The organism is Corynebacterium coyleae, assembly GCF_030408635.1.
Taxonomy (GTDB): Bacteria; Actinomycetota; Actinomycetes; order Mycobacteriales; family Mycobacteriaceae; genus Corynebacterium; species Corynebacterium coyleae.
In genome coordinates, this window is sequence record NZ_CP047198.1 from 2,198,496 (window position 1) to 2,223,537 (window position 25,042).

The 25,042-nt window shown below is 59.6% G+C and carries 21 protein-coding genes and 2 pseudogenes; 8 read left to right on the forward strand and 15 right to left on the reverse strand.

Going from position 1 to position 25,042, the window contains the following annotated elements:
- Positions 1-259: 259 nt before the first annotated feature.
- Positions 260-544 carry a type II toxin-antitoxin system TacA family antitoxin gene (locus tag CCOY_RS10610; RefSeq protein ID WP_070422119.1) on the forward strand — a complete coding sequence of 95 codons (285 nt, stop codon included), beginning with the start codon at positions 260-262 and terminating at the stop codon, positions 542-544.
- Positions 537-1,049: a GNAT family N-acetyltransferase gene (locus tag CCOY_RS10615; protein ID WP_070422117.1), complete on the forward strand. Its 513-nt coding sequence runs from the start codon at positions 537-539 to the stop codon at positions 1,047-1,049. Before CCOY_RS10610 ends, CCOY_RS10615 begins: the two co-directional genes overlap by 8 nt.
- Here the strand turns inward: CCOY_RS10615 and CCOY_RS10620 are convergent.
- Both CCOY_RS10620 and CCOY_RS10625 read right to left on the reverse strand, forming a co-directional pair.
- Complete coding sequence (locus CCOY_RS10620; RefSeq protein ID WP_141739371.1) at positions 1,020-2,105, reverse strand: hypothetical protein; 1,086 nt, start codon at positions 2,103-2,105, stop codon at positions 1,020-1,022. The two genes, CCOY_RS10615 and CCOY_RS10620, sit on opposite strands and share 30 nt — an antisense overlap.
- 245 nt (positions 2,106-2,350) lie before the next feature.
- A complete protein-coding gene (locus CCOY_RS10625) occupies positions 2,351-3,640 on the reverse strand; it encodes an adenylosuccinate synthase (protein ID WP_070451081.1) in 1,290 nt (429 codons plus the stop codon).
- Positions 3,641-3,692: 52 nt separating this feature from the next.
- Here CCOY_RS10625 and CCOY_RS10630 point away from each other — a divergent pair, with 52 nt between their 5' ends.
- The 4 genes and pseudogenes from CCOY_RS10630 to CCOY_RS10645 all read left to right on the forward strand — a co-directional run bounded on the left by CCOY_RS10630 (position 3,693) and on the right by CCOY_RS10645 (position 8,342).
- Entirely contained in the window at positions 3,693-4,496 is an 804-nt protein-coding gene (locus tag CCOY_RS10630) for a hypothetical protein (RefSeq protein WP_208856568.1), read from the forward strand.
- A 301-nt stretch (positions 4,497-4,797) separates the two neighbouring features.
- Positions 4,798-5,646, forward strand: coding sequence for a PRC and DUF2382 domain-containing protein (locus CCOY_RS10635; protein WP_092100733.1), 849 nt, complete (start codon positions 4,798-4,800; stop codon positions 5,644-5,646).
- Between the two features lie 315 nt (positions 5,647-5,961).
- Positions 5,962-6,978: pseudogene (locus tag CCOY_RS10640) on the forward strand (integrase core domain-containing protein); the annotation flags it as partial.
- A 185-nt stretch (positions 6,979-7,163) separates the two neighbouring features.
- On the forward strand, positions 7,164-8,342 hold the full coding sequence (locus tag CCOY_RS10645; RefSeq protein WP_092100740.1) for an IS256-like element ISCre1 family transposase: 1,179 nt from the start codon (positions 7,164-7,166) through the stop codon (positions 8,340-8,342).
- Between the two features lie 109 nt (positions 8,343-8,451).
- Here CCOY_RS10645 and CCOY_RS10650 read toward each other — a convergent pair.
- A pseudogene (locus CCOY_RS10650) lies at positions 8,452-9,366 on the reverse strand (IS3 family transposase); the annotation flags it as partial.
- Complete coding sequence (locus CCOY_RS10655) at positions 9,360-9,668, reverse strand: transposase (RefSeq protein ID WP_070422110.1); 309 nt, start codon at positions 9,666-9,668, stop codon at positions 9,360-9,362. The gene CCOY_RS10655 and the pseudogene CCOY_RS10650, both read right to left, overlap by 7 nt.
- A gap of 151 nt (positions 9,669-9,819) precedes the next feature.
- Here CCOY_RS10655 and CCOY_RS10660 point away from each other — a divergent pair, with 151 nt between their 5' ends.
- Positions 9,820-10,170, forward strand: coding sequence for a hypothetical protein (locus tag CCOY_RS10660; RefSeq protein WP_141761570.1), 351 nt, complete (start codon positions 9,820-9,822; stop codon positions 10,168-10,170).
- A 186-nt stretch (positions 10,171-10,356) separates the two neighbouring features.
- On the opposite strand, the gene CCOY_RS10665 is transcribed toward CCOY_RS10660, so the two are convergent.
- From CCOY_RS10665 to CCOY_RS10705, 9 genes are all read right to left on the reverse strand, one after another.
- On the reverse strand, positions 10,357-11,829 hold the full coding sequence (locus CCOY_RS10665; RefSeq protein WP_092100742.1) for an integrase core domain-containing protein: 1,473 nt from the start codon (positions 11,827-11,829) through the stop codon (positions 10,357-10,359).
- Between the two features lie 201 nt (positions 11,830-12,030).
- Entirely contained in the window at positions 12,031-13,203 is a 1,173-nt protein-coding gene (locus tag CCOY_RS10670; RefSeq protein ID WP_070569065.1) for an FUSC family protein, read from the reverse strand.
- A gap of 80 nt (positions 13,204-13,283) precedes the next feature.
- The gene (gene fbaA / locus CCOY_RS10675) at positions 13,284-14,318 is read right to left on the reverse strand and encodes a class II fructose-bisphosphate aldolase (protein WP_092100743.1); all 1,035 of its coding nucleotides are present in this window, start codon (positions 14,316-14,318) and stop codon (positions 13,284-13,286) included.
- 49 nt (positions 14,319-14,367) lie between these two features.
- A complete protein-coding gene (locus CCOY_RS10680; protein ID WP_070615435.1) occupies positions 14,368-15,582 on the reverse strand; it encodes a glycoside hydrolase family 76 protein in 1,215 nt (404 codons plus the stop codon).
- A gap of 81 nt (positions 15,583-15,663) precedes the next feature.
- On the reverse strand, positions 15,664-16,281 hold the full coding sequence (locus CCOY_RS10685; protein ID WP_070423341.1) for a TrmH family RNA methyltransferase: 618 nt from the start codon (positions 16,279-16,281) through the stop codon (positions 15,664-15,666).
- A 31-nt stretch (positions 16,282-16,312) separates the two neighbouring features.
- Positions 16,313-16,843: an orotate phosphoribosyltransferase gene (pyrE, locus tag CCOY_RS10690; protein ID WP_070423263.1), complete on the reverse strand. Its 531-nt coding sequence runs from the start codon at positions 16,841-16,843 to the stop codon at positions 16,313-16,315.
- Positions 16,840-17,682 (reverse strand): TtfA family protein, encoded by an 843-nt coding sequence (locus tag CCOY_RS10695; RefSeq protein WP_070423342.1) that lies wholly within the window; start codon positions 17,680-17,682, stop codon positions 16,840-16,842. Before CCOY_RS10695 ends, pyrE begins: the two co-directional genes overlap by 4 nt.
- A 36-nt stretch (positions 17,683-17,718) precedes the next feature.
- Positions 17,719-18,564, reverse strand: coding sequence for a sulfurtransferase (locus CCOY_RS10700; protein WP_070450114.1), 846 nt, complete (start codon positions 18,562-18,564; stop codon positions 17,719-17,721).
- Positions 18,565-18,640: 76 nt separating this feature from the next.
- Positions 18,641-19,054 (reverse strand): DUF4265 domain-containing protein, encoded by a 414-nt coding sequence (locus tag CCOY_RS10705; RefSeq protein ID WP_070815543.1) that lies wholly within the window; start codon positions 19,052-19,054, stop codon positions 18,641-18,643.
- A gap of 20 nt (positions 19,055-19,074) precedes the next feature.
- On the opposite strand from CCOY_RS10705, the gene CCOY_RS10710 reads away from it, so the two are divergent.
- Positions 19,075-20,472, forward strand: coding sequence for a hypothetical protein (locus tag CCOY_RS10710; RefSeq protein WP_141762977.1), 1,398 nt, complete (start codon positions 19,075-19,077; stop codon positions 20,470-20,472).
- A 252-nt stretch (positions 20,473-20,724) separates the two neighbouring features.
- On the opposite strand, the gene adhP is transcribed toward CCOY_RS10710, so the two are convergent.
- Positions 20,725-21,756 carry an alcohol dehydrogenase AdhP gene (adhP, locus tag CCOY_RS10715; protein WP_092100744.1) on the reverse strand — a complete coding sequence of 344 codons (1,032 nt, stop codon included), beginning with the start codon at positions 21,754-21,756 and terminating at the stop codon, positions 20,725-20,727.
- A 180-nt stretch (positions 21,757-21,936) separates the two neighbouring features.
- Positions 21,937-24,495 carry an ATP-dependent chaperone ClpB gene (gene clpB / locus CCOY_RS10720; RefSeq protein ID WP_070569073.1) on the reverse strand — a complete coding sequence of 853 codons (2,559 nt, stop codon included), beginning with the start codon at positions 24,493-24,495 and terminating at the stop codon, positions 21,937-21,939.
- Positions 24,496-25,042: the final 547 nt, after the last annotated feature.

The following is a 25,042-nucleotide window of genomic DNA, read 5'->3' on the forward strand; positions in this document are numbered from 1 at the left end:
TTTAATTCTTCAAGCTTCTTCAAAGCGTTCGCACCGCTCCACATGGCAAAACCCACACCGCAATCCCCCTTTTCTTAGGTTGTGAAATTTTGCATAGGGTCGCTTGCTGACGGTGGGGTTGGTGACGATCACATAGTGCCATCAACGCACGTTCTCACCCCTCAACTTGAGGCGCGAGGCAGCTTGGCGTACATTGTGCACACAGGTTCTACACGTTGCTTGAAGACCTCACCACACAAAAGTAAGGACAGTGGTCCCTATGACTCAGCCAAAAGTTAAGCGACTTCACCTCAGGACAACAGAGGTCCAGGACGAGACGCTACGAAGTGCCGCCGAAGCCCAGGATGTTCCGGTGTCCGATTTCGTGCTCGGCAGCGCAATGATCGAAGCGGAAAAGATTCTTGCCGATCGCCGTTGGTTCGAATTGAGCGACGAAGACTTCGCCAAATTCGAGAAAGCCCTCGATACCCCCGTCGACGGCACGAAACTAGCGCGCCTTCTCGCATCCGACTCCGTCTTCGGAAAGGAGTTCCACCTTGACTAGGGACATCATCCAACCTCCGCGAACGATCGAAAAGGAAGATGATGTTGCAGGTTTCTCCTGCGGGGTGGAAAGCCTAGACAAGTGGCTCAAAGAAAACGCTTGGAAAAACCAACGCGCCAACAATTCTGTCACCTACGTGACAACGCTTAACGACAAGGTAGTTGGTTACTACGCTCTCGCATCGGGCGGAGTCAGCCGAGATGCCCTGCCCAAGCGATTCCGCAACAACCGTCCCAAGGATGTTCCGATCATCCTTCTGGGGCGGTTCGCTGTCGATTCGCGCGCTCAAGGCAGACAACTAGGCAAATCCCTATTACAGGACATGTTTAGACGCGCGATCGCCGCAGCGGAGATAATCGGTGCGGCAGCGATCCTCATCCACGCACACGATGAAAGCGCAAAACAGTTCTACCTCCATAACGCTAACTTTCATGAAATGCCAGGAGAACCGCTCCATCTCCTCCTGCCGGTGGAATCACTGATCCAACAAGCCCAGAACTCTTAGCATGCGGCGCCTCCACGCTTCCAACTCAATCGGCACAACGGTAGGCGTATCCCTCAGGGTTTCAGGCTCCCACAACCACATCGATCCCGTCGGCATACCGGCGGGCAAAGCATCAATCAGAAACTGGATACTCTCTAGTGGCGCATCCCTATTGCAGCGGTATGAAGCGGCGACGAGATTGAAATGATTGAGCGTGCTGACCAGCGACCCCTCCTCTACCGGTTGGTAGAGCTTCAACGTCTCCAAGGCGCGCTCCGGGTTTTCTCCAATAATGCAGAACCCGAAGTTTCTCTTCACCTCTGGCTCATTAGGAAACAGGTTTATGTTTTCACTTGCCAGGTTGACCGCCTGGTCCACGTCACCTTTGTCTAATGCGGCAATTACGGATTTCTGTGCTTTCTCCAGCTCAGCCAATGGCCCCCGCTGATAGGGCGCAATTTGTGAAGTCGCGCGCCTAGCGAGCTCTTGGGTTACATCAAACAAAGAGACTCTGCGTTCCTCCAGAAGACCAACGTCAAATTGGGCTAATCCCTGAACCGCACCGGGCTTCGTTATGAAAGTCAGCTCCCACAGCAGGGACTCACTAGCCCACTCGTCTAGATACGTTTTTGTAAACCGCTCACATACCCAAACCGTTGCGTCACGGCCATTGAGCAAAAACAGATCCTCATCATCGGCAAGAGACTGGTCTGTTGAGTAACGCCACCCAACGAGATGCGCAATAGGCGCCTCTTGAAGCCAACGTTGCACCTCCCGAACAAAAGACCCATTCATCGCCCTAGCTCGGGCCAAGCTCCGGTCTCCTGCTGCTACGCCTTGAAGCTCTGGACTTGCAATAAGAAGATCAGCCCATTCTCCCAGAAGCAGTTCATCACTCCCGCGTTCTTTTTCCAGCACGAGCTGCCGGCACGCTAACGCTCCTTCAAGGACAAAATCGATCAACATCGGCCCGAATCCAGTTCGGATGATCGCATCGGCGGACAGACCGCGATCGGCCAACTTGCCAAGTGCGGACGTGATTTGAGTATCACGACGCAACCTGTCTGGGACGTTCAATCGCCGCAGATTGTCCGAGACAAGCCGAAGGAGCTGCGCAGTCGTCCAGCAGCTCGTTGGCTCACCCGGGAGGTGCACATAATCTGCCCCTACGCCCTCTGAGTGATCAGCCGAGGAAACGAGTAACTCACTTAGTGTTTCACAAGTCCGTAGCCCGTTGCACAACCGATGGTCAGTGACGCTACATTCTTGGCTGGCAGCGGCAACATAATCGGCCAGATCACGTCCGCCCTGTGCCACTTTCCCTACCGCTCCATGATGTCGTGGCGCACGATGGTCTGATCGCGGCCCGGGCCGACGCCGATGTAGGAGATCGGCGCACCGGAGAGCTCCTCGAGGCGCAGCACATAATCCTGGGCCTTCTGCGGCAGCTCCTCAAAGGTGCGGCAGCCGGTGATGTCCTCGTCCCAGGCGGGCATCGTCTCGTAGATCGGCGTTGCGTGGTGGAAGTCGGTCTGGGTCATCGGCATTTCGTCGAAACGCTTGCCGTCCACGTCGTAGGCCACACAAATCGGGATCTCGCCGATGCCGGTGAGCACGTCGAGCTTGGTCAGGAACAGGTCCGTAAAGCCGTTGACGCGGGAGGCGTAGCGCGCGATCACGCTGTCGTACCAGCCGGTGCGGCGCACGCGGCCGGTGTTCACGCCGACCTCACCGCCGGTGACCTGCAGGAACTCGCCCCACTTGTCAAACAGTTCCGTCGGGAACGGACCCGCCCCAACGCGGGTGGTGTACGCCTTGATAATGCCCAGCACGCCCGTGATGCGAGTCGGGCCGATACCCGCACCCACGCACGCGCCGCCGGCGGTCGGGTTCGAGGACGTCACGAACGGGTAGGTGCCGTGGTCCACGTCCAACATGGTGGCCTGACCACCCTCCATGAGGACGTGCTTGCCGGCGGAGAGGGCGTCGTTAAGCATGCGCTCCGCATCAATCACCATCGGCTCGAGGCGCTCCGCGTAACGGCCGAAGTAATCCATCGTCTCCTCGACCGAAATCGCGCGACGGTTATACATCTTGACCAGCATCTGGTTCTTCACATCGAGCGCAGACTCGATCTTCTGGCGCAGGATGGACTCGTCGAAAACGTCCTGCACGCGCAGGCCCACGCGAGCGACCTTGTCGGCGTAGGTCGGGCCGATGCCGCGACCCGTCGTGCCAATCGCGCGCTTGCCCAAGAAACGCTCCTGCACACGATCCAACTGCTGGTGATACGGCGCCACCAAATGCGCATTCGCGCTGATCTTCAACCGCGACGCATTCGCACCGCGCGCCTCAAGGCCGTCAATCTCCTCGAACAACGCCTCAAGGTTCACCACCACACCGTTGCCCAGAATCGGGGTAGCGTTTTCGGACAGGACGCCGGCGGGCAACAACTTCAGCTCGTACTTCTCCCCACCGACAACCACCGTGTGCCCAGCGTTATTACCGCCGTTGGGCTTAACCACGTAGTCGACCCGACCGCCGAGAATGTCAGTTGCTTTGCCTTTGCCCTCGTCGCCCCACTGGGCGCCCACGATGATGATGGCGGACATCACGCACTCCTTAAATATGGCGTATGAACGGGCATATTGTACCGTGAGCGCCATGCGGCTCATCCACTGCGCATGCGGCGCGTCCCCCGAACCCTCAATTCCGGGCGCAGAAACGTTCCAACTCCCCGCGCACCCCACCCAGCGCGACCTCAAGTTTCTCGACGCCATCGCGCGCGAAGTGCTCCCCTCAGATCCCACCCCGTCGCTTGACGAGATCCAGAAAAACCCCGCCGTCGACCACCTCGGCGCACCCACGTTTGCGCCGCAGCAACCCTCTGAGCCGTTGCGTGTTGTGGTGTCCGGCAGCGACCGTGCCCTCGGGCTGGTGCTCACCCGCCTGATGCGCGCGGATTGCATGTGGGCGGAAGTCGGATATGTGCCCGCGGATCCGCAATCGCCCGCGGCGGTGCTCTGGGGCGCGGAGTCTGCGGATCTTGCTGCAGGCGGGCCCGTGCGGCCCATCCCCTGCATCCGCACCGACTTCGGCGAGGTCGTTGCAGGATCCGCGGAGCTCTTTACTGACGACGGCGCCACGCCCTACTACGGCGAAGTCGTCGTCGACTCGGACGTGCTGGTCCACCCCGGCGTCGAATACGGCGCACGCCTCGTGCCCACCGTCGACGCGCCCGGCATCGCCGCCGCCCCCTTCACCAGCCCACTCGTACCCACCCGCCGCTTCCTACGCCGCCAGCCCGTCGCACGCCTCGACGGCACCCGCACCCTCACCGGGCGCGCCCTGCAATCCGGTGGCAATGAGATCACAGTGCGTATCGACGACCACCTGCGCCCCCGACCCGTCTCCCGCGTCACCTTCTACCGACACCTGCGCGACATCCAAGCGGTCCGTTCGGCATAGTTTCAGGAATTATATTCACGCTCTGGCGGACTTCACATTTCGCGTTTTCTCTATGCGATTGGTAGCTCGCTGTTACCTAACTGACACATTGCGTTCATTTCGCTGAACGTTTTGCCACCTTTCAGATTTTCGTTTCCGCTGGCTGTTGGCGGTTTCCATGGGACTACCTGAACTTGTCGTGTTTGTCGCTCGAACACCCGTTCTACTTTTCGAGGCTCAGGTTGGGTCCGCTGCCAGAATGGTTGATCGTCGTTACGGTCGGAATCGTTCTCGCAACAACAAATCAAAAGGAGAAACAACAATGACTAACCTCAACCGCATCGAGGATCTTGCAAACGCAACCGCATACGACGTCAACGGCGACAAAGTCGGCGGCGTCAAGGACGTCTACGTCAACGACTCCACCGGCCAGCCGGACTTCGTATCCGTTAGCCACGGCCTCTTCGGTGGCGGCGACTCCATCGTCCCGCTGCGTGGCCACACGCTTCGCGACGGCGACCTGCACCTCGCATTCTCCAAGGACCGCATCGAGGACGCACCGGATCTCGACGAAAACGGCCACCTGACCACCCAGGACCAGGACGCCTTCTACCGCCACTACGGCCTGGAGACCACCGAGGACGTGACCACCTACGAGACCGGTAAGCACGCCGCTGCTGGTGCCGGTGTCGGTGCTGCTGGTGCTGCGGGTGCTGGTGCCGCGGGTGCTGGTGCTGGTGCCGGTGAGCGTGGTGTCGTCGATAATGAGCGCGCCGCTGCCGCAGACCGCACCACCGACGTCGACGGCGAACTGATCCGCTCCGAGGAGCAGCTCAACGTCTCCAAGGACCGCGTCGAATCCGGCCAGGTCAGCCTGCGTAAGTACGTCGTCGAGGAGACCGAAACCGTCGAGGTCCCGGTCGAGCGCGAGGAAGTCCGCATCGTACGCGAGCCGATCACCGACGCAGACCGCGCAAACTACGACGGCAACATCGGCGAGCAGGAAGCATCCGTCACGCTTCACGAGGACCGCGTCACCGTATCCAAGGAATCCGTCCCGGTAGAGAAGGTTTCCCTGGAGAAGGACACCGTCCGCGACACCGAGCGCGTCTCTGAAGAGGTACGCAAGGAGCGCTTCGAGACCGACGGCGTCGTCGAAGACAACAAGTAAAACATGTATAGGGGTTTAGCCCCTGGCTTTCGCCCCTGGCGTTCGCCCCTGGCTTTCGCCCCGGTTGGGAATGTTCCTAACCGGGGCTTTTTGCTGTTCGTTTTGCTGATCGTCTAGCTCGGCTAGGCTCCCTACTAGACGATCAGCATTCGGGTTCGAAGTTTTCCCAGGTGATATTGCACATGATGTTCGGTAGCGGCGAGATCGTCTAGTTGTGCCGTGTCATGTCTCGTGACTTATTGGACAAGGAGTCCAGTCACTTATTGGACACGATGTCCACACACTTTTTGGACAGCGTGCGGGTGGAATGGGCGGATGGCTATTTCATCGCACAAGCGCAGAAAGATCGCGGATTTTGATCCGGTCCGCGACGGCAAGACCATCACGCAGTTTTGTAAAGAAGAACAGATCTCACGCCAGACGTTTCACAACGTGAAAAACCGCATCACCGAACGTGGACGGTCCGGCATTCTGCCGGATAGCACTGCTCCGAAAAACCCTGCCCGCAAATACACAGACGCTGACTACCAGGCTGTCATTAACGCACGGTTCGATCTGCAAGAGCAGGGATTGGACTGCGGCCCGTTGTCGATCTACTACCGCTTGTACGACGCAGTTGGCCCAGAGTGCACTCCATCGCGCACAACAATTGCGACCTGGCTGCACAACGCTGGTTTGGTCGATGTCAACGCGCGTAAGCGTCCACGCAGTTCTTATAAGCGTTTCGCCCGCGATTTTGTCTGCGAGTTGTGGCAGATCGACGCTTTGGTCTACCGCCTGTTCGATGTTGACCACACCCAGGCCACGATCTATCAGGTCATCGATGACGCCAGCAGATTCGACGTAGGAACGAAAGCGTTTATGCGTCCTGAAAACGGCGAAGACGCTCGCACCACGTTGGCGGCAGCCTTTGATAACTACCGCAAACCACAAGAACTCTTATCGGACAACAGTGAAGCATTTGCCACCTACCACCGTGGGCGTTTGTCAGCAACGGAAATATGGCTGGCTGAACAAGGCGTCGTCGCGATCGCTGGGTTTGCTCCCACAACGCAAGGCAAAGACGAACGCTCCCATCGCACCTTGGTGCAGTTTCTTGATGCGCGCACACCAACAACGTTTAACGAGTTGCAAGCAGCGATCGTGGCCTACCGTGAGGTGTACAACACTCACCGGAGGCATCAAAGCCTGCTTGTCGGCAAAATGCACATCACACCGCAACAGGCTTGGGAGACGTTCCCGCAGGCTGAATCACCAACAGATCCGCTGGATCCTGAAGTGATATGGCAACGCGTTGTTGACTACAACCTTGCCAACAACCCGCATGCACAGCCGAAGCCTGCGGATGTAAAAGATGGGTTAAGCGACAAAATGTGTGTCCGGAATCGTTGATTTTCATGCTCTGAACTCCGCGTTTGCGGAAAATATATGCTCCAAAAGCATATATTGGCCCTCTCTTGCGAAAATCCCCGGTGTGGCTGCCATGGTGTGCTACGCGGCGGTGGTTCGGTTGCCCAATGCCAAAGAACCGACCACGCTGCCATTGTGGCGGCGATATGAAACGAAACGGCACCACCAGCAACGGGACGACCCGGTGGCGGTGCAAAATCTGCGGTGCTTCACTGACCAAGCAGCGCAGCGATATCACCAACGCAGCCCTATTTCGTGCGTTCATCCAGCACCTGACCACCGGGACCAGTCTTGCGGCGATCGCCGGCAACATGAGCTGCTCGACACGTACGCTGCAGCGCAAATTCGATGCCTTTTGGCTGGTTGACGTGCCTGACCCGACCATCGGCCATACAGGCAGGGTCTACGACCAGATCTTCATCGACGGCACCTACACCGCAGGTGGCTGTCTGATCGTGGCGGCAACGCTCGACCACGTCATCGCCTGGCACTGGTGCAAACAAGAAACCACACACGACTACAAGCGCCTGCTCGAGCGCATCGAAGCACCGTTGATCGCTGTGATCGACGGTGGCCGAGGAGCCACAAGCGCAATTAAAACGTGCTGGCCAAACACCAAAATCCAACGCTGCCTCGTGCACGCCCAACGCAGAGTACGCCGCTACACCACCTCACGACCACGCACTGATGCTGGCCGCACCATCTACCGACTCGCGCTGAAACTCACCCGCATCACCACCCTGGACGAGGCTGCACAATGGGGTGCACAACTGCAAGAGTTTCACACGCTCTACAAGGATTGGCTCAACGAAAAGACACAGGTCAAAGACCCGAAAACAGGCAAAGACACACTCGTGTGGACCCATGTCAACGTGCGCAAGGCCTACAACAGCCTCAACCACCTGTGGCGCAATGACCTGCTGTTTGTCTACCTCAAGCCCCCGAAAGGCGTGCTTAAGCCGCACCGGATCAAATCCACCACCAACAGTCTTGAAGGCGGCATCAACGCCCAGCTGAAGCTCCTTGCAAGAACTCATCGCGGCAGACGCGGTGAGCACCAACGCAAAATGCTGGATTGGTGGCTGTATCTGAAAACGGAACTGCCTGGCGATCCAATAGAAATCGCCAGACAGTCCAACTGGGGCCAGAACCAACTCGCCAAAGTTACAACCCTGACCCGAAACGAGAACCAAGCCGACTATGAAACAGGACGACCAGCCCTCTACGACAACGGTATCGATACCGAGTACACACACTCAATCGGCATCCAAAAAGGCCACATCTAACCCCCGCGACACGCCGATAGCAGACACACATTTTGTCGCTTAACCCTAAAAGATCTGGGCTGTGTCAAATTTTGTGGACGGGTAAACCCGTTGTGTTTGGTTGTGGGGGTTAGGCTGCGGCGGCGTGTGTGTCGGCGCAGCGGGTTTTGAATTGGCGCATTGCTTCGGCGGGGATCAGCCCGGTGGTGGAGTGGATGCGGCGGCGGTTGTAGTACGCCTCGATCCAGTGTCCGACTTCGTAGCGGGCGTCGAACTTCGACGCGAACTGCTTCTTTTCGTACAGCAGATGCAGCTTCAACGTGGAAAACATCGACTCCGCAACCGCGTTGTCCCAGCACACACCGACCGCGCCGGTGCTTAAACGCACATCGAGTTTCTTGGCTGTTTGCGCGAACTGCTTCGAAGTGTACTGCGAGCCGCGGTCGGAGTGAAACACCGCGTTGCCCGCGACGAAACCGGCCGCGTGCGCCATGGTCAGCGCGTCGACGACAAGTTGCGCACTCATCCGGTCTGCGATCTGCCACCCGACAACCATCCGTGTGCTCAGATCGATCACGACGGCCAGATACATCCACCCCTGCGCGGTGCGCAGGTAGGTGATGTCGCCGCACAGATAGGTTGTCGGCATCGCGGGGTAGAAACGGCGCCGAAGCAGATCAGCACGTGCGCTCGCCTGCGGGTCTTGGATCGTGGTGCGTTTAAACGCGCGACGGTACTTGGTGTGCAGCGTGTTGTCAGCCATGATCTTTCGCACCGCATACAGCGTGGTTGCAACGTTTTGGGCCTGAAGCTGCCGGTAGATAGTGCGCGCCCCGGCAAAACCGTTGTGCTCGTTGAAGATCTCGATAACCAGATCGGTAATCGCCGCGCGTTTCGCCCGCGGTGTGCCACCGGCCGGCGGAGTATCTCTACGCTTGCGCCAGGCGTAATAGCCGGAGCTGGATACTTCCAACACACGGCACATCATTGACACTGGGTAGCGGGGGCAGGGGTTGCCTTCTTCGTGGAAGTGGGCAATTACCGCGAAGAGGTCCTCGTGGTGTGCTCCGTGGCGAAGAAGGCGGCCGCTTTTTTTAAAAACTCGTTTTCACGCTCGAGCTCTTTGATCCGCTTTGCCATCTCTGCCGGGTCCTGCGACGCGGCATCAGCAGCGCGCATGTGGCTGCCGGAACCAGTGCCCAAGGTGCCTTCGGCTTTGGCCACCCAGCGTCCCAACGACGAGGACGACACCCCGTACTCCTGGGCCACGGCACCACGAGTCTTGCCGAACATCAACACCTCATCAATGCACTGCTGACGAAACTGATCCGAATACTTACGTGGCATGATTTAATCCTTCCAGATCGGTGGGTTTCACCGTCCACCGGAATCATGACACCCCAATCCTGGGGAAGCTGCCACTTCGCCCAGGTTCAAAACCGTTCCTGTAATCACCACACCAGGTGCATCACACACGGATATAACCAGCATAGACGAGTTGGAGAAACTCGAATACGAATACATCGATGTGCCACTGGAGCTTCGCATCAACCGTCACGGTGTCGTTGCCGTTTGCGGCTACTCGCTCTATGTCGGTCTTCGCTTTGCAGACAGAGATATCTTTAGTCACGTCACCGTCGATAATGTCGCCGAGTTCTACACCGCTCACGACGGAGAATTCCTGTTTAGTTTTCCGTTGCCGATCAAGCTCAAACACCGCCCCACCGGTGGACAGATCAACATCAACCACGTCGAAGGTATGACGCACCGTCGTCCACCGAAGCTACGTCATGACCTATCCAAACCCAGACCAAAGCGAGCCAAACCCACCCGGAAAAACTACGGCTAGGACGTGTCCAGAAAGTGACCGGACTCCTTGTCCAATAAGTGACTGGACTCCTTGTCCAAAAACTCTATGGACATAACACGTCTAGTTGTGCCGCGAGGGAGCTAGACGTGTTATGTCCATGAACATTTTGGACATGGAGTCCAGCCACTTATTGGACACGGAGTCCAGGAGCTTTTTGGACTTTGGCTAGTGTTTCGGTTTGCGTCTTTTTGGCCGGGGTTTGGATAGGTTGGGGCGCAGCTGGGGTGGTTGGCGGTGTTTCATGCCTTCGACGTGGTTGATGTTGATCTGTCCACCGGTGGGGCGGTGTTTGAGCTTGATCGGTAGCGGCACACTGAAGAGGAATTCTCCGTCGTGTGCGGTGAAGAATTCAGCGACGTTATCGGCAGTAACGTGGCTGAGCAGTTTGCGGCTTTTGAATCTCAATCCGACATACAGCGGGTATCCGAGGATGTGAACTGCCCCGTGGCGGCTGATGGTCAGTTCCAAGGGGATATCAAAGCGCTGCTTTTTGACTGCTTCATACGGGTCTATGCTGGTCGTATCCGTATGCGATGCACCTGGCGTGGTGATTGCACGATCGGTGTTGACCCTGGGTGAAGTGGCAGCTTCCCCGGGGTCGTTTGTGTATGCAGGCTTCGGCTTTGCATGGGGGTTGTTGGCGAGGTTGTAGTCGACAACGCGCTGCCAGACCGCTTCAGGATCAAGCGGAGTTGTAGGTGATTCAGCCTGCGGGAACGTTTCCCAGGCTTGTTCGGGAGTGATGTGCATCTTGCCGACGAGCAGGCTTTGATGTCGCCGATGTTTGTTGTAGACCTCGCGGTAGGCCGCAAGCGCTTTTTGCAGTTCGTCGAATGTTTCCGGTGTGCGTGCGTCGAGAAACTGCACCAACGTGCGGTGGGAGCGTTCGTCTTTGCCTTGCGTAGTTGGGGCGAAGCCAGCAATTGCCAGCACACCTTGCTTCGCCAACCAAACTTCTGTGGCTGATAGACGACCGCGATGGTAGGTGGCAAACGCTTCACTGTTGTCCGACAAGATTTCCTGCGGTTTGCGGTATCGGTCGAATGCTTCTTTCAAGGTGATGCGAGCATCCTCGCCGTTTTCAGGCCGGGGAAACGCTTTTGTGCCAACATCGAATCTGCTGGCGTCATCAATAACTTGATAGATCGTGACCTGGGTATGTTCGACGTCGAATAGCCGGTAGACCACAGCATCGATCTGCCACAGTTCACACACAAAGTCGCGGGCAAACCGCTTATACGAACTGCGTGGGCGCTTGCGGGCATTCGCGTCAACTACTCCAGCGTCGTGCAGCCAATTCGCGATGGTCGACCGAGATGGAGTGCGCTCCGGGCCGATTGTGTCAAACAGGTGGTAGAAGATCGACAACGGGCCGTAGTCTAGCCCCTGCTCTTGCAACGTGAATCGGGCATCGATGACTGCTTGGCGATCCGCTTCGGTGTATTTGCGGGCGGGATTTGTCGGCGCGGTACTGTCCGGCAAAATACCCGCCCGCCCACGGCGAGCAATACGATCCCTGACGTTATGAAACGTCTGTCGTGAGATCTGCTCATCCTTGCAAAACTGCTTGATGGTTTTTCCGTCGCGGACCGGATCGAAATCCGCGATCTTTCTGCGTGTGTGCGATGAAATAGCCATCCGACCATTTCACCGGTTCAGTGTCCAAAAAGTCTCTAGACATCGTGTCCAATAAGTGACTGGACTCCATGTCCAAAAAGTCATGAGACATGACACGAGGGAGCTAGACGATCAGGGAGCAGGGCGGGCAACAGGGCGGCGCGGGGCAGGGCCGCGCGGGGCGAGCAGCGGGGCGAGGGCAGACCGCCGACGCAGGACGGGCTAGTCGAAGTCGAAGGTTTCGGGCTCGTACTTCGGCGTCGTGGAAGTAGGCACCAGGGCGGCGAGGGCGGACTCGCGGGACATGCCGCACACCATCAGCAGGTCCACGATCAGGGAGCGGGTCTGCGCGAGGATGGCGTAGGCGGACAGGACGGCATCCTTGGGGACGATATCCATGCCGGCGGCCTGGCCCGCAGCACGCAACTCGTTGACGCATTCCGGGATGACGGTGGCCTGGGCGACGCGGGAGTTCACGTCGTAGACCTCGGAAAGTTCGAGGCAGACGCGGGACAAGGTGTCCAAGAGCTCGATTTGTTGTTCGGTGATGGTGTCGCTGTCCTCGACAAGAACGTGAGCCCGGCGCGCGAGCACACGGGAGGTACGCACCGCGTTGTCCACCGGCGGGATCACGCGCGCCAGGGAGTTGATGTAGCGGCGAGTGCCCCACAAAAACGGGGAGACACGGCTGGCTTCTTCGCCGGACTTGATCGCGGCGGCTAAGTCATCGATACCCGTTTGGGTGCCACGGATCTGCTCGAGGGCCTCGTCGATGATGTTGGGGTTGCGTTCGCGGAGGCCGGTGGCCACGTCGTCGAGAACCGAAGAGACGATGCCCATCACTTTGGACACTTCCGCGCGGGCCTCCGACATCGGAGCCTGAGGCACCAGGGCGATGACTGCCATTGCGATCAGGCAGCCGATGATGGCGTCGATAGTGCGGTCCACGCCGGTGAACTCGCTACCAGGCGGCATGATTGTCGCGATCAGGATCGAACCGATCGCAGCCTGGTTATTCACCAGAACCGACTTGCTCAAAAACGACGCGATCAACAACGACCCAGCGACAATCACCGCGATCTGCCAGCCGCCGGCGCCGAGCCGGTAGAAAATCAGGTCGCCCACCAGCACGCCGAGCACGCAGCCCATGGCCATCTCCACCGACTTCGACACACGGTCGCCGCCCGTCATGCCAATGATGATCACCGTGGCAATCGGGGCGAAAAACGGCCGGGCGTGACCCATCACGTCGTGCGCAATGTAGTACGCGAACCCGGCGGCCAAGGCGATCTGCAAAATTGGCAACAACCGCTTCCGCACACGCTTCACCCGCGACTGCAGCGACTTATCAACCAACTGCAGACGCGCGCGCGTGCCCATCCTCTGCTTAGCCATGGTTAAACAGCTTAGGCCCGAAAGGGAAAACCTCCCTGGGCTGTGGGCCCGGGGAGGTGGTGTCGTCGATAAGCAGTGGCTTACTTGGAAACCGACTTGCCCACCGAGTGGAGGTCCTGGCACGCCTCGATGACGCGCGCAGCCATAGCGTTCTCGGCCTTCTTCAGGTAGGAACGCGGGTCGTACATCTTCTTGTTGCCCACCTCGCCATCAATCTTGAGCACACCGTCGTAGTTCTCAAACATGTGCGACACAACCGGGCGAGTGAACGCGTACTGAGTATCCGTGTCCACGTTCATCTTGATCACGCCGTAACGCAAGGACTCCTCGATCTTCTCCTTCTCCGAGCCGGAACCGCCGTGGAAGACGAAGTCGAACGGGTTCGTGCCCGCAGCCAGACCGAGCTTCTTCTCCGCAACCTTCTGGCCCATGTCCAGGACCTCGGGGCGCAGCTTCACGTTGCCCGGCTTGTACACGCCGTGGACGTTGCCAAAGGTGGCGGCCAGCAGGTAGCGGCCATTCTCGCCGGTACCCAGGGCATCAACGGTCTTGGCGAAGTCCTCCTCCGAGGTGTACAGGTTCGCGCCGGCCTTCGCCTCAACGCCGTCCTCTTCGCCACCGACGACACCAATCTCCACCTCGAGAATGATGTTCGCAGCGCGAGCCTTAGCAAGGAGTTCCTGGGCGATCTCCAGGTTCTCGTCGATAGGAACCGCGGAACCATCCCACATGTGAGACTGGAACAGCGGCAGCTCGCCGGCATTCACGCGTTCCTGGGAGTATGCGATCAGCGGACGCACATAGTCGTCGAGCACTTCCTTCTGGCAGTGGTCGGTGTGCAGTGCAATGTTGACGTCGTAATGCTTCGCCACCTCATGCGCAAACGCAGCCAACGCCTTCGCGCCCGTCACCTTGTTCTTCACAGCCTGACCAGACGCAAACTCCGCACCACCGATGGAGAACTGAATGATGCCGTCCGACTCCGCCTCCGCGAACCCCTTGATGGCCGCGTTGATCGTCTCCGAAGACGTGCAGTTAATCGCCGGAAACGCGTAGCCGCCCTTCTTGGCGGAATCCAGCATCTGGTTATAGACCTCGGGGGTTGCGATAGGCATGAAAATCCTCCTGGGATTGGGACCGTTTACGCACACCAGTATGCCCGTTTTACGCCATTGCTGCAGACACCTTCGCCGCTGCTTCAAGCAGCATCCAGCCGGAGAGTTGGACGGAGAGGTCGCGTTCGTCGATACGCACGAGCCCCACGGCCTCGCTAATCGACGCCGGCCCCAACCCATAGTTATGCGGCAGCCGCGCATCCTCGGTCCACTCCGCGGCGAAAACCGGCAGGCCGTCGACCTCCAGGCGGTGCGACCACAGCGACTCGGCGGACTGCATGACCAGACGCGCCGCGATCTTCTTCGTGGCGATGTTCTCCTTCGAATCCTCCGGCAGACGCGTGGCCACGTCGGCGAGGTAGCGCGCGAGGATGCCCTTGAACAGGCCGCCGTCGCCCTCGCCGGACTCCTCCGGTGGGCTCAGCAGCACGCCGTGCGGGGTGGCCATCTCCAGGGCGATGGCCTGCACGATCGCGCGGATGTGGGTGATGTAGAACATGGAAGCATCGGCGCGCTCGGAGTTTTCGAACGAGTCGATGGGTTCGTCGTGGGCCAGGCCGACATCCTCGCGCAGCGCGAGCGCGATCTCCAGGCTCGCGCCGAGCACCGTGCCCTGGTTGTAGGTGTAAATCTTATCGACGACCTCAGGCCCCGACATGCGCATCCGAACACCGTCGCTGAGCAGACCGTCCTCGCGCACCAGGTTGTCAAAGATCCAGTCGACGATCTCGCGCGCCTTATCCAACCGGCCCGTGCGCGCGAACACCATCGCGGCGGTCGCGTTCGACGGAATGTTGTAGAACGTCTCCCCCGTACGCCACGGCAGCACGCCCACCACCGGGTCGATGCCCGAGAGCAGGTCAAACTCCAGATCCTCGAGCACCTTCGAGCGTTTCGACGACACCTTGCCGTTATTCTTCGGCAACTGTCCCGCACGCGCCCAGGCAAGCGCGAGCCACGCCTTGTCGTCGTAGTAAATGTTGCGGGTCAAGCGGCCGCGGCTACGCCCCTGGATCGTGCGCATCGTCTGGAGGATCCGGCGCCGACGCGTCTTCGTCGGACGTCGCATCGCCGCATCCACCTGGCAATCCAGGTACTGCGCCTGCCACCAGTAGTGCCAGTGCCAAAACAGCTTGTCTTTCAGCCCCGGCGGCCAGGCGACGACCGCCATGTTGGTTTTCGGCAACATCCAGAGCTTCTGGGCGTGACGTTCAGTAATTGCCGATTCCGCCAAATCAGCACGATGCGCCCAGGTTTCAGGCACTGATGTCTCCTCTAAGTAGTGACGTTTCCACGTGTGTTGCCAGTTATTTTGCCTGTTATATTGCCAGACCGCGCCGTTTTGCTACCACGCGTGAGACAGGTCTGCATGCTGGCGGATCCAGGCATGCATGGCGATCCCCGCCGCCACGCCCGCGTTAATCGAGCGCGTCGAGCCGAATTGGGCGATTGAGCAGGTCATCACCGCCGCCTCCTGGGCGGCCTCGGTCACGCCGGGGCCTTCCTGCCCGAAGAGGAGCACGCACTCGCGGGGCAGCTCGGCTGTTTCCAGGGGTACGCATCCGGGGGTGTTATCGATGGCCACGACAGCGATGCCCTCGCCGTTCGCCCACTCGATGAGATCCGCGACCGTTTCGTGGTGACGAATATGTTGGTAGCGGTCCGTCACCATCGCGCCGCGCCGGTTCCAACGCTTCCGGCCCACGATGTGGACCTCCTTGGCCAGAAACGCGTTCGCGGTGCGCACGACGGTGCCGATGTTCATGTCGTTTTCAAAGTTCTCAATAGCGACATGGAACGGGTGCCGGCGCGTATCCAGATCTGCGACGACCGCGTCCAGCGACCAGTAACGGTAGGCGTCGACGACGTTTCGGGTGTCGCCGTGTTCGAGGTACTCCGGGTCGTAGCGCGGATCATCCGGCCACTCGCCCTCCCAGGGGCCCACACCGTGTCGGCCCTCCATCCACTCGGTCGGGCCCTTCCCGTTATCTAACTCAGGCAAGCCCGAGATCCTCCAGGCCCAGCAGGTAGCGGTACTCCAGGCCGGCGTCCGCAATCACCTTGTCCGCACCCGTCGCACGATCGACCACCGTGGCCACCGCAACCACCTCGGCGCCCTCCGCACGGCAGGCCTCCACGGCGGTCAGCGGGGAGTTGCCGGTCGTGGTGGTGTCCTCCACAACCAGCACGCGCTTGCCCTTGATGGACGGGCCCTCGATGCGGCGCTGCATACCGTGCTTCTTCGCTTCCTTGCGCACCACAAACGCGTCGATCGGGCGCCCCTCCGCATGCATCACGGCAGTAGCCACTGGGTCCGCGCCCAGGGTCAGGCCGCCAACAGCGTCGAAGTCCAGATCAGCGGTCAGTTCACGCAGCAGTTTGCCGATCAGCGGGCTGGCCTCGTGGTGCAGCGTCGCGCGACGCAGATCCACGTAGTAATCAGCCTCCTTGCCCGACGACAGCGTTACCTTCCCGTGCACCACGGCAAGCTCTTTGACCAGTTCAGCAAGTTGTTCTTTCATCATTTCTCCTCAGAATCAAAAATCGACGACGGCCCCTGCACACGCTTTACCCGTGTCAGGTCGGTGCCGGTGCGCTCGTCGCCAGCAATCGCGGCAACATCGTCGCCACCAAGATCGCGCTCCTCGACCTCACCGCGCTCCCCACCCGTGACCCGCGTGGGCAGCTCCACCGGATCCTCCGGCCGCTCAGGGCCCGCTTGCTTCTCGACGACCCCCTGCACCTTCTCCTCCCCCACCCACAACGGAGCATCCTCGACCGGCGGGAGTGTGCGCGCAGCATCCGCCAGAAGCGCCACCGCGGCCAACGACGCATCCCAATCCTGCGCCGTAGACCCCGGCGCGAACTGGGCAATCACCCACGCGCCCTCGAACCACACCGCGTTGACTGCGGGCGGGAGGGTGGATAGGGCGGTGCGCACGCGGTCGTCGATAAGCCTGCGCGCAGGGCCAACACTCGTGGCATGGACCGTGAACGCGCCCTCGCGGGTGGCCTCCACCAGGTCATCGTCGCGCTGTGTCGGCTCGAACCCGTCGCGGCGCATATCCACCACAACGTCCGCCTCGCAGCCCGTGGGCACTGCAAGCACCGTCGTCTCCCCCAAATCCGCCAAGTGCAGATCATGGCCGAACGCGGAGCCCGACACGACCTCGCGCGCCGTCGCCCCCGCAGACGCCGCACCACGACGCCACTCCGCCGCCAACAGATCGTCTACCTTGGCAAACGTAAACCCGTGCTGCCGCGCCCACGCACGCCGTGGGCTTCGTTCACGCGCATCAGCGACAAACAGCGCAACACCAGCGGCGAGCGCCACAAACGCGAGAACTAACAGCACAGCAATCATCAGCGACGATGTTACAGCGCCCGCCGACACGACACGCTAAACACGCGTAACCACGCGATTCTCCTTATTCGCACTCCACTGCGACCAACCGCCCACATAGTGCGTCAACACAGGCAGGCCAGCGTGCTCCATCGCCGCCAACAACTTCGCTGAGTGGTTGCCCGAACCCGAATACGTAATCACGCTCTGCGGGTCCGTGTTCTGGGTAATGCCGACCTCCGCCAGGCGGCCTCGGATGGTGTTGGTGTCCTTGATCAGGTGCGTGGTGTCGTCGAAAAGATCTGTCACCGGCAGATTCACCGCACCCGGAATGTGACCCGCGCGCAGGTCCAGGATCTCGCGGCGACCCGCGAAACGGCGCGCGCTCCTCGCGTCCAGGATCATGCCCTCAAACTCGCGGACATCCTCCATCGACGCCGTCGGCATACTCCCCGGCTCCAGGCGCTCCGGCTCGCGCGGCACCACAATGCCACCCGGACCCGCCACCGTGGGGAGCTTCTCGCGCTTCCACGCCGCAAACCCACCATCCACGATGTGCACATCAGTCACGCCCACCCAACGCAGAATCCACCACGTGCGCGCCGCGAACAGCCCGTTGCCACCGTCGTAGATGTACACCGGGCGATCCTCCTCGATCCCCCAATTCGCAACCGCCTTCTTCACCACACCAAACGCCGGCAACGGGTTACGCCCCGCCTTGCGACCCGGCAGCCCCGCCAACTGCGACGACGGATCACAAAACAACGCCGTCGGCACATGCTCGGACTGAAACTTCGACCACGCCTTACCGGCCTCCGGCTCCCACAGCGAAGCAATAACGGTCTGCTTCAGGCCAGCCTGAATACGTTCATTGAGATCCGCGGCAGAAACGAAAACGCTCATGCGCGCAAGTGTAACGAGGTTTTAGAGCCGAGGCTGGGTGCGCGCCGGCTGGTGGCGCCGGTCGGTGGTAGCGCGGCTAAGCCATGTAGCCCGGAGCAAGCTGAATCGCACCCTGCTCCGCCAAACCGCCAAGCCACTCCGCGATCCCCTCGCGCGGACAATCCGCACCAATGCTCGCCGCCAACATTCCGCCAGGGCCCAACTCCACGCGACACCCAAACGCCAGCAGCGTCGCCGCAATCTCGTGCGGGCTCTCATCCTCCGGCAACACACGCACCGTCGACGCGCCCCCACGCACCACCACACGATCCACATGGAACGCACCCCCGACCAGCACGCACTCCACAATGTCCCCCAGCGCGAGCGTCGTATCGACGAACGGCACACTCGCCACCACAAACAAATTCGACCCAATCTGCTGAGCCCGAAGCTGCTCACTCTCCACACCAGGAATGACAACACGGGTGAGAATCGTCGTAGTCGGCTGCATAAGGGGCAGTGTATCGCGGAGTGGCCGGATTGTTGGAAGGGTTGGTGGAAGGGTTGTTGGTTTGTGGGCTTTCGGTGGCTGTGCGCCGTCGCCCCCTTCGACGAAGTCACAGTGCTAAACGAAACGAGGGCCTTGCAAGCAACAAATGCTTCAACAAGACCCTCACCGCCGAAGACAAGGTCTATCAAGACGGTCTGTCGGCTAGTGTACAGAAAAACACTAAATACGGAATCCAAACGGGGGTTGGAATGAAAAGAAAAATCGAATGGGTTTCCCAAAAACGGCTGCAACCGTATCTTGAACAAACCGCTAACAAAGAAGAATCCGCTTGGGCTCTGTACGAGTGGAACGCAGCCGTGTCAGCAGCACTGTCCGAAGTAATTCACCACGTGGAAGTACTCCTAAGGAACTCCATGATGCAAAAGCTGGAGACCATCCACCCTCTTGCTTTCCCATGGAACGTTCACACCGACAACACAGTAGGCAAAGTTGCAGCGCGGTTGACTAACAAAACTCACCAAACCGCACCAGATGAAAACGACATAATCTCGCAGTTAAATCTCGGTTTCTGGGTCCAGCTCATTCATTCAAAAGATTTTCAAGTGGCTGAGCTTTGGAACACTCACCTGAACTCCGTGTTTCCAGGCAAGAGCGATAGGAAAGTAGTTGGGCGTGCACTCGAGGACCTTCGAGAGCTGCGCAATAGAGTCTCCCACCAGGACTCACTGCTCCACGTCGACCCCATCGTTGAACTCCGAAAGATCCTCAGACTCGCAAAATGGATTGATCCAGACGCGGCAACTTGGATCGAATCAATCTCAAAGGTTGATGAGGTCTTGCAAGACCGCCCTGGAAACGTTTACGAACCTGACACCGTTCTCTTCGCTTCTACGAGAAACACCACAGTTCAGCGTAGTGCGAATAAATCATTCCGATACCCACTGTTCGACACTTATCACCATCAATCGGCAATAATTCTTGAGGACTCAGTTCGAGTGAGCCGAGAGGTCAAACACCTAGGTTTCTACCTGCCGAAAGACGATCCTAAGAACAACCCTCAACCATCATCTTTTCTTCCTGATACCCCTGAAGCACACATCGCAAAAGTATTTCCCCTTATTCAAGAACGATTCGTCCCCCAAGACTGGTCTCACAACGAAGTCAAGCGGCTAAAGAATGGGGACCAGCGCGATCAAAGGATTGCAGCAGTCATGGGGTTCGGCCTAAGCAAGGGGTACCGCGCCGACCGGAGCTACATCATCTACCTGTTATCGGGACCTACAGACCCAGATACTGCTAGAACCTCAGCAGTGATCATCCACGATCAATCCGGTAAGGGTTCTGCTTTTGTGAAACTCAACCGGTATCTGAGACTCGACTCCCTCAAAGGAGCGCACCAAACCTCAGATCTCATTTAACTCACACAACGTGGAATCTTCGTTCCTCGCTCACTGCCTAACCGGCCTCCCTCACGTTTCTCCTGCAACGACGGTGAAGCCGAAGAACACCGAGAATAGGAAGCTAATCTTTACTCGACGATGTGTCTAGAACAGAGCGGGCATGTCAAGGTGCGGACCCGAACACGACAAAGCCCGGAGCCAGCCGGAAAAACCGTACTGACTGCGGGCTTTGGGCTGCAGGCTGCAGGCTAAACCACAGACGCCAAACGCCTAGTACTTGATGGACATACGGCCAGCGATCTTGCCGTTGCGCATGTCCTCAAACACCTTGTTCACGTCGTCGAGCTCGCACGCCGTGACATGCGGCTTCACCTCGCCGCGGGCGTAGAAGTCGAGCGCCTCCGCCATGTCCTGACGGGTGCCGACCAGCGAGCCGCGGATGGTGATGCCACGCAGCACGATGTCGAAGATCGGTGCCGGGAACTCCCCCGGAGGCAGACCGTTGAAGACGATCGTGCCGTTGGAGCGGCACATCGCGATGGCCTGGCCGAAAGCAGCCGGGTGCACCGCCGTGACCAGCACGCCGTGCGCGCCGCCGTCGGTGAACTCCTGCACAGCCTCACCCGGGTCGGTGTTAGCAGCGTTAACGGTGAACTCAGCGCCGAGTTCCTTGGCGAGTTCGAGCTTGTCGTCGGCAATGTCCACCGCGATCACGCGCATGCCCATGGCCACGCCGTACTGCACCGCGAGGTGGCCGAGGCCACCGATGCCGGAGATGACCATGAACTGGCCCGGCTTGGTCTGTGCTTCCTTCAGGCCCTTGTACACGGTGACGCCAGCGCAGAGGATCGGTGCGACCTCGACCGGGTCGGCGCCTTCCGGGATGCGCGGGGCGTAGCGCGTATCCACGAGCATGTACTCGCCGAAGGAACCATTCACCGTGTAGCCGCCGTATTCTGCCTGCTTGCAGTACGTCTCACGGCCGGTGCGGCAGAACTCGCACTCACCACATGCGGACCAGAGCCAAGCGTTGCCGACCATGTCGCCAACCTTGACCGAATGCCCACCCGGACCCAACTCGATGACCTCACCGACGCCCTCGTGACCAGGCACGAACGGCGGAGCCGGCTTCACCGGCCAGTCACCTTCCACTGCGTGGAGGTCGGTGTGGCAGATGCCGCTGGCGGAGAGCTTCACCAGTGCCTGGAACGGGCCCGGCTTGGGAAGGTCGATTTCCTTGACATTGACGGTTGGACCGAACTGTTCGGCAACTGCTGCGCGCATAGAAGTTGGGGTGGACATGTGGTGCTCCTTTCCTAAAGGGGACGGTCGCCATGAATGATACGGATCACACCGGAGTACGTCGAGTGAAGTGAAACACGTTTTCATTAAGCGACAAATGTTTAGGAAAATGGGGCCGGTAGAAGAAAAGGCCGGGCGGATTTTCTCCACCCGACCTGGGCTTACAGCGACAGCACCGAACTAAGCGGCGCTGACGCCAGCAGTGACGTCGAGGAACTCGCCGCCGTCGGCAACATCGACATGGACGGTGTCACCGTCGCGGATGTCACCGGCCAACAACTTCTTCGCCAGACGGTCACCGATGGCCTGCTGGATCAGGCGACGCAGCGGACGAGCGCCGTAGGCCGGGTCGTAGCCGCGATCTGCGAGCCAGGACTTCGCCGAATCCGACACCTCCAGCACCAGGCGACGGGCGGCGAGACGCTCGGCCAGGCCCTCCAGCTGGATGTCGACGATGCCGACCAACTGGTCCTTGCTCAGCGGATCGAACACCACAACATCGTCGAGACGGTTGATGAACTCCGGCTTGAAGTGGCGCTTCACAGCCTCCATGATCTGGTCGCGGTCGCCACCGGCGCCCAGGTTGGAGGTCAGGATCACCACCGTGTTGCGGAAGTCGACCGTGCGGCCCTGGCCGTCGGTGAGGCGCCCCTCGTCCAGCACTTGGAGAAGCACGTCGAAGACGTCGGGATGGGCCTTCTCTACCTCGTCGAAAAGCACGAGCGAGTACGGACGACGACGAACAGCCTCAGTGAGCTGGCCGCCAGCGTCGTAGCCGACGTATCCCGGAGGGGCACCGACCAGGCGCGCAACCGAGTGCTTCTCACCGTATTCGGACATGTCGATGCGGATCATTGCGGTTTCGTCGTCGAAAAGGAACTCCGAGAGCGACTTCGCCAACTCCGTCTTACCCACACCAGTCGGGCCGAGGAAGAGGAACGAACCGATCGGACGGTTCGGATCCGCCACACCCGCACGGGAGCGACGCACCGCGTCCGACACCGCGACGACAGCTTCCTTCTGACCGACGACACGCTCGCCCAGCACAGACTCCATGTTGAGCAGCTTCTCGGTCTCACCCTGCATCATCTTGCCGGCCGGAATGCCCGTCCAGGAAGAGACGACATCGGCGATGATGTCCGGCGTGACTTCCTCCTCCAGCATCGTCTTGTTGCTGGCCTCGGACTCCGCCTTGGCCACCTCCGCTTCCAGTTCAGGGATGCGCCCGTAGCGCAGCTCGGAGACCTTGGCGTAGTCGCCGTCACGCTCCGCGATCTCAGACTCGTTGCGCAGGCGCTCGAGCTCCTCCTTCGCAGACTGGACCTTGTTCACCTCAGCCTTCTCGTTCTCCCAACGAGCCTTCATCTCACCGAGACGTTCACGCTGGTCAGCGAGTTCCTCGCGCAAGTGCTCGAGGCGCTGCTTCGACGCCGCGTCAGACTCCTTCTGCAGCGCGATCTCCTCGATTTCTAGACGACGAACAATACGCTCCAGTTCATCAATCTCCTGCGGCGAAGAATCGATTTGCATACGGAGGCGGGAGCCGGCTTCGTCGACAAGATCGATCGCCTTATCCGGCAAGAACCGGTTCGTGATGTAGCGGTTGGAAAGCTCCGCCGCCGACACCAGCGCCGAGTCCTGGATGCGCACACCGTGGTGCACCTCGTAGCGCTCCTTCAGGCCACGCAGAATACCGATCGTGTCCTCGACCGTCGGCTCCCCAACGTAAACCTGCTGGAAGCGACGCTCCAGGGCGGCGTCCTTCTCGATGTACTGGCGGTACTCGTCGAGCGTCGTCGCACCGACCAGACGCAGCTCACCGCGAGCCAGCAACGGCTTAATCATGTTGCCGGCATCCATCGCGGAATCACCGGTGGCGCCGGCGCCGACGATGGTGTGCAGCTCGTCGATAAACGTAATGATCTGACCGTTCGACTCCTTAATCTCATCGAGCACAGCCTTCAGACGCTCCTCGAACTCACCGCGGTACTTCGCGCCCGCAACCATCGAGCCAAGGTCCAACGAAATCAGGGTCTTGCCCTTCAGGCTCTCCGGGACGTCGCCCGCCACAATGCGGCGCGCAAGCCCCTCAACGATCGCAGTCTTACCGACGCCCGGCTCACCGATCAGCACCGGATTATTCTTCGTACGACGGGAAAGCACCTGAACCACACGGCGGATCTCCGAATCGCGGCCGATCACCGGATCAATCTTGCCCTCACGCGCACGAGCAGTCAGGTCCGTCGAGTACTTCTGCAGCGCCTGGAACTGATCTTCCGGATTCTCCGAGGTGACCTTCTTGCCACCACGAACCGACGGGAACGCCTCCTTGAGCGCCTCAAACGTCGCGCCACGCTTCTGCAGCAACTCGGCCGCATCGTCCTTGCCCTTTGCAATCGCGGCGAGGAGAACATCGGCGGAAACGTATTCGTCGCCAAGTTCACCTGCAAGATCCTGCGCAACACTCAGCGCCGTCTGCAGATCCCTATTAATCCCCGGGTTGGCCATGCCCTGGCCCTCCGCGCTCGGGTAACCACTAATCAGCTCGCCAGCCTCGCGCGCCACCGTCTCCGGATCCACACCCGTGGCCTTGAGCACCGGGGCAGCAATGCCGCCGTCCTGCTTCAGCAACGCCTCAAGCACATGAGCCGGGCGCATATCCGGGTTCCCCGCAGCCGACGCACGCATCTGCGCTTGCTGCAAAGCCTCCTGCGTCTTCTGTGTGTACTTCGATGCCATATCGCATCATCCTTTCGTGCCTAAATTTTGTTTCGCACTATGTGTAACGCACGAGAAGTTGAGTCTGTTCCTGTCAACGCGAAAAAAGTTGCGCGAGAGTGGCTCAAGGTGGGTTTGGTGGGGAGTTTGGCGGGACGTTCCCGGGCAGTTCGTGCTGGTCGTCTAGTTACGCTTCAATGCGAGCTAGACGATCAGCTTTCGGCAGGGAGGCCAGCTCCCCTGAAAGGCCGAAGTACACAGTTTCCCGACCGGCAAATAAATACTGTGCAAGCCAACATGCACAAGTAGCATTACGGCCATTACGCCACCCTGAGACCGGCAACGAGATCCGAATCATTGTCAACAAGTCGAACGGAAACGTGATTACTGTTACGAAAGTCAAGAAATGAATTTTGATTATGACCCAGAAGCTGACGCAGCCTATCTAGACATAGCAAGGTCAGACATCCTTCCGGAAAAACAGATATCAGCAATAACTACAGAAGGAATGGAAGGGTGTTAGGACCACGGATTTAGTAACGCTGTGGTGAGTATCCAGTAACGCGCG

Coding starts and splice junctions, on each gene's coding strand:
- CCOY_RS10695 (WP_070423342.1), bottom strand. CDS start 17,682: ATGATTGCTGTGCTGTTAGTTCTCGCGTTTGTGGCGCTCGCCGCTGGT.
- CCOY_RS10630 (WP_208856568.1), top strand. CDS start 3,693: ATGCGGCTCATCCACTGCGCATGCGGCGCGTCCCCCGAACCCTCAATT.
- clpB (WP_070569073.1), bottom strand. CDS start 24,495: ATGGCATCGAAGTACACACAGAAGACGCAGGAGGCTTTGCAGCAAGCG.
- CCOY_RS10700 (WP_070450114.1), bottom strand. CDS start 18,564: ATGAGCGTTTTCGTTTCTGCCGCGGATCTCAATGAACGTATTCAGGCT.
- CCOY_RS10670 (WP_070569065.1), bottom strand. CDS start 13,203: ATGGCTAAGCAGAGGATGGGCACGCGCGCGCGTCTGCAGTTGGTTGAT.
- adhP (WP_092100744.1), bottom strand. CDS start 21,756: ATGTCCACCCCAACTTCTATGCGCGCAGCAGTTGCCGAACAGTTCGGT.
- CCOY_RS10635 (WP_092100733.1), top strand. CDS start 4,798: ATGACTAACCTCAACCGCATCGAGGATCTTGCAAACGCAACCGCATAC.
- CCOY_RS10610 (WP_070422119.1), top strand. CDS start 260: ATGACTCAGCCAAAAGTTAAGCGACTTCACCTCAGGACAACAGAGGTC.
- CCOY_RS10685 (WP_070423341.1), bottom strand. CDS start 16,281: ATGGAGGGCCGACACGGTGTGGGCCCCTGGGAGGGCGAGTGGCCGGAT.
- CCOY_RS10655 (WP_070422110.1), bottom strand. CDS start 9,668: ATGCCACGTAAGTATTCGGATCAGTTTCGTCAGCAGTGCATTGATGAG.
- fbaA (WP_092100743.1), bottom strand. CDS start 14,318: ATGCCTATCGCAACCCCCGAGGTCTATAACCAGATGCTGGATTCCGCC.
- CCOY_RS10665 (WP_092100742.1), bottom strand. CDS start 11,829: ATGGCTATTTCATCGCACACACGCAGAAAGATCGCGGATTTCGATCCG.
- CCOY_RS10705 (WP_070815543.1), bottom strand. CDS start 19,054: ATGCAGCCGACTACGACGATTCTCACCCGTGTTGTCATTCCTGGTGTG.
- CCOY_RS10625 (WP_070451081.1), bottom strand. CDS start 3,640: ATGTCCGCCATCATCATCGTGGGCGCCCAGTGGGGCGACGAGGGCAAA.
- CCOY_RS10645 (WP_092100740.1), top strand. CDS start 7,164: ATGCCAAAGAACCGACCACGCTGCCATTGTGGCGGCGATATGAAACGA.
- pyrE (WP_070423263.1), bottom strand. CDS start 16,843: ATGATGAAAGAACAACTTGCTGAACTGGTCAAAGAGCTTGCCGTGGTG.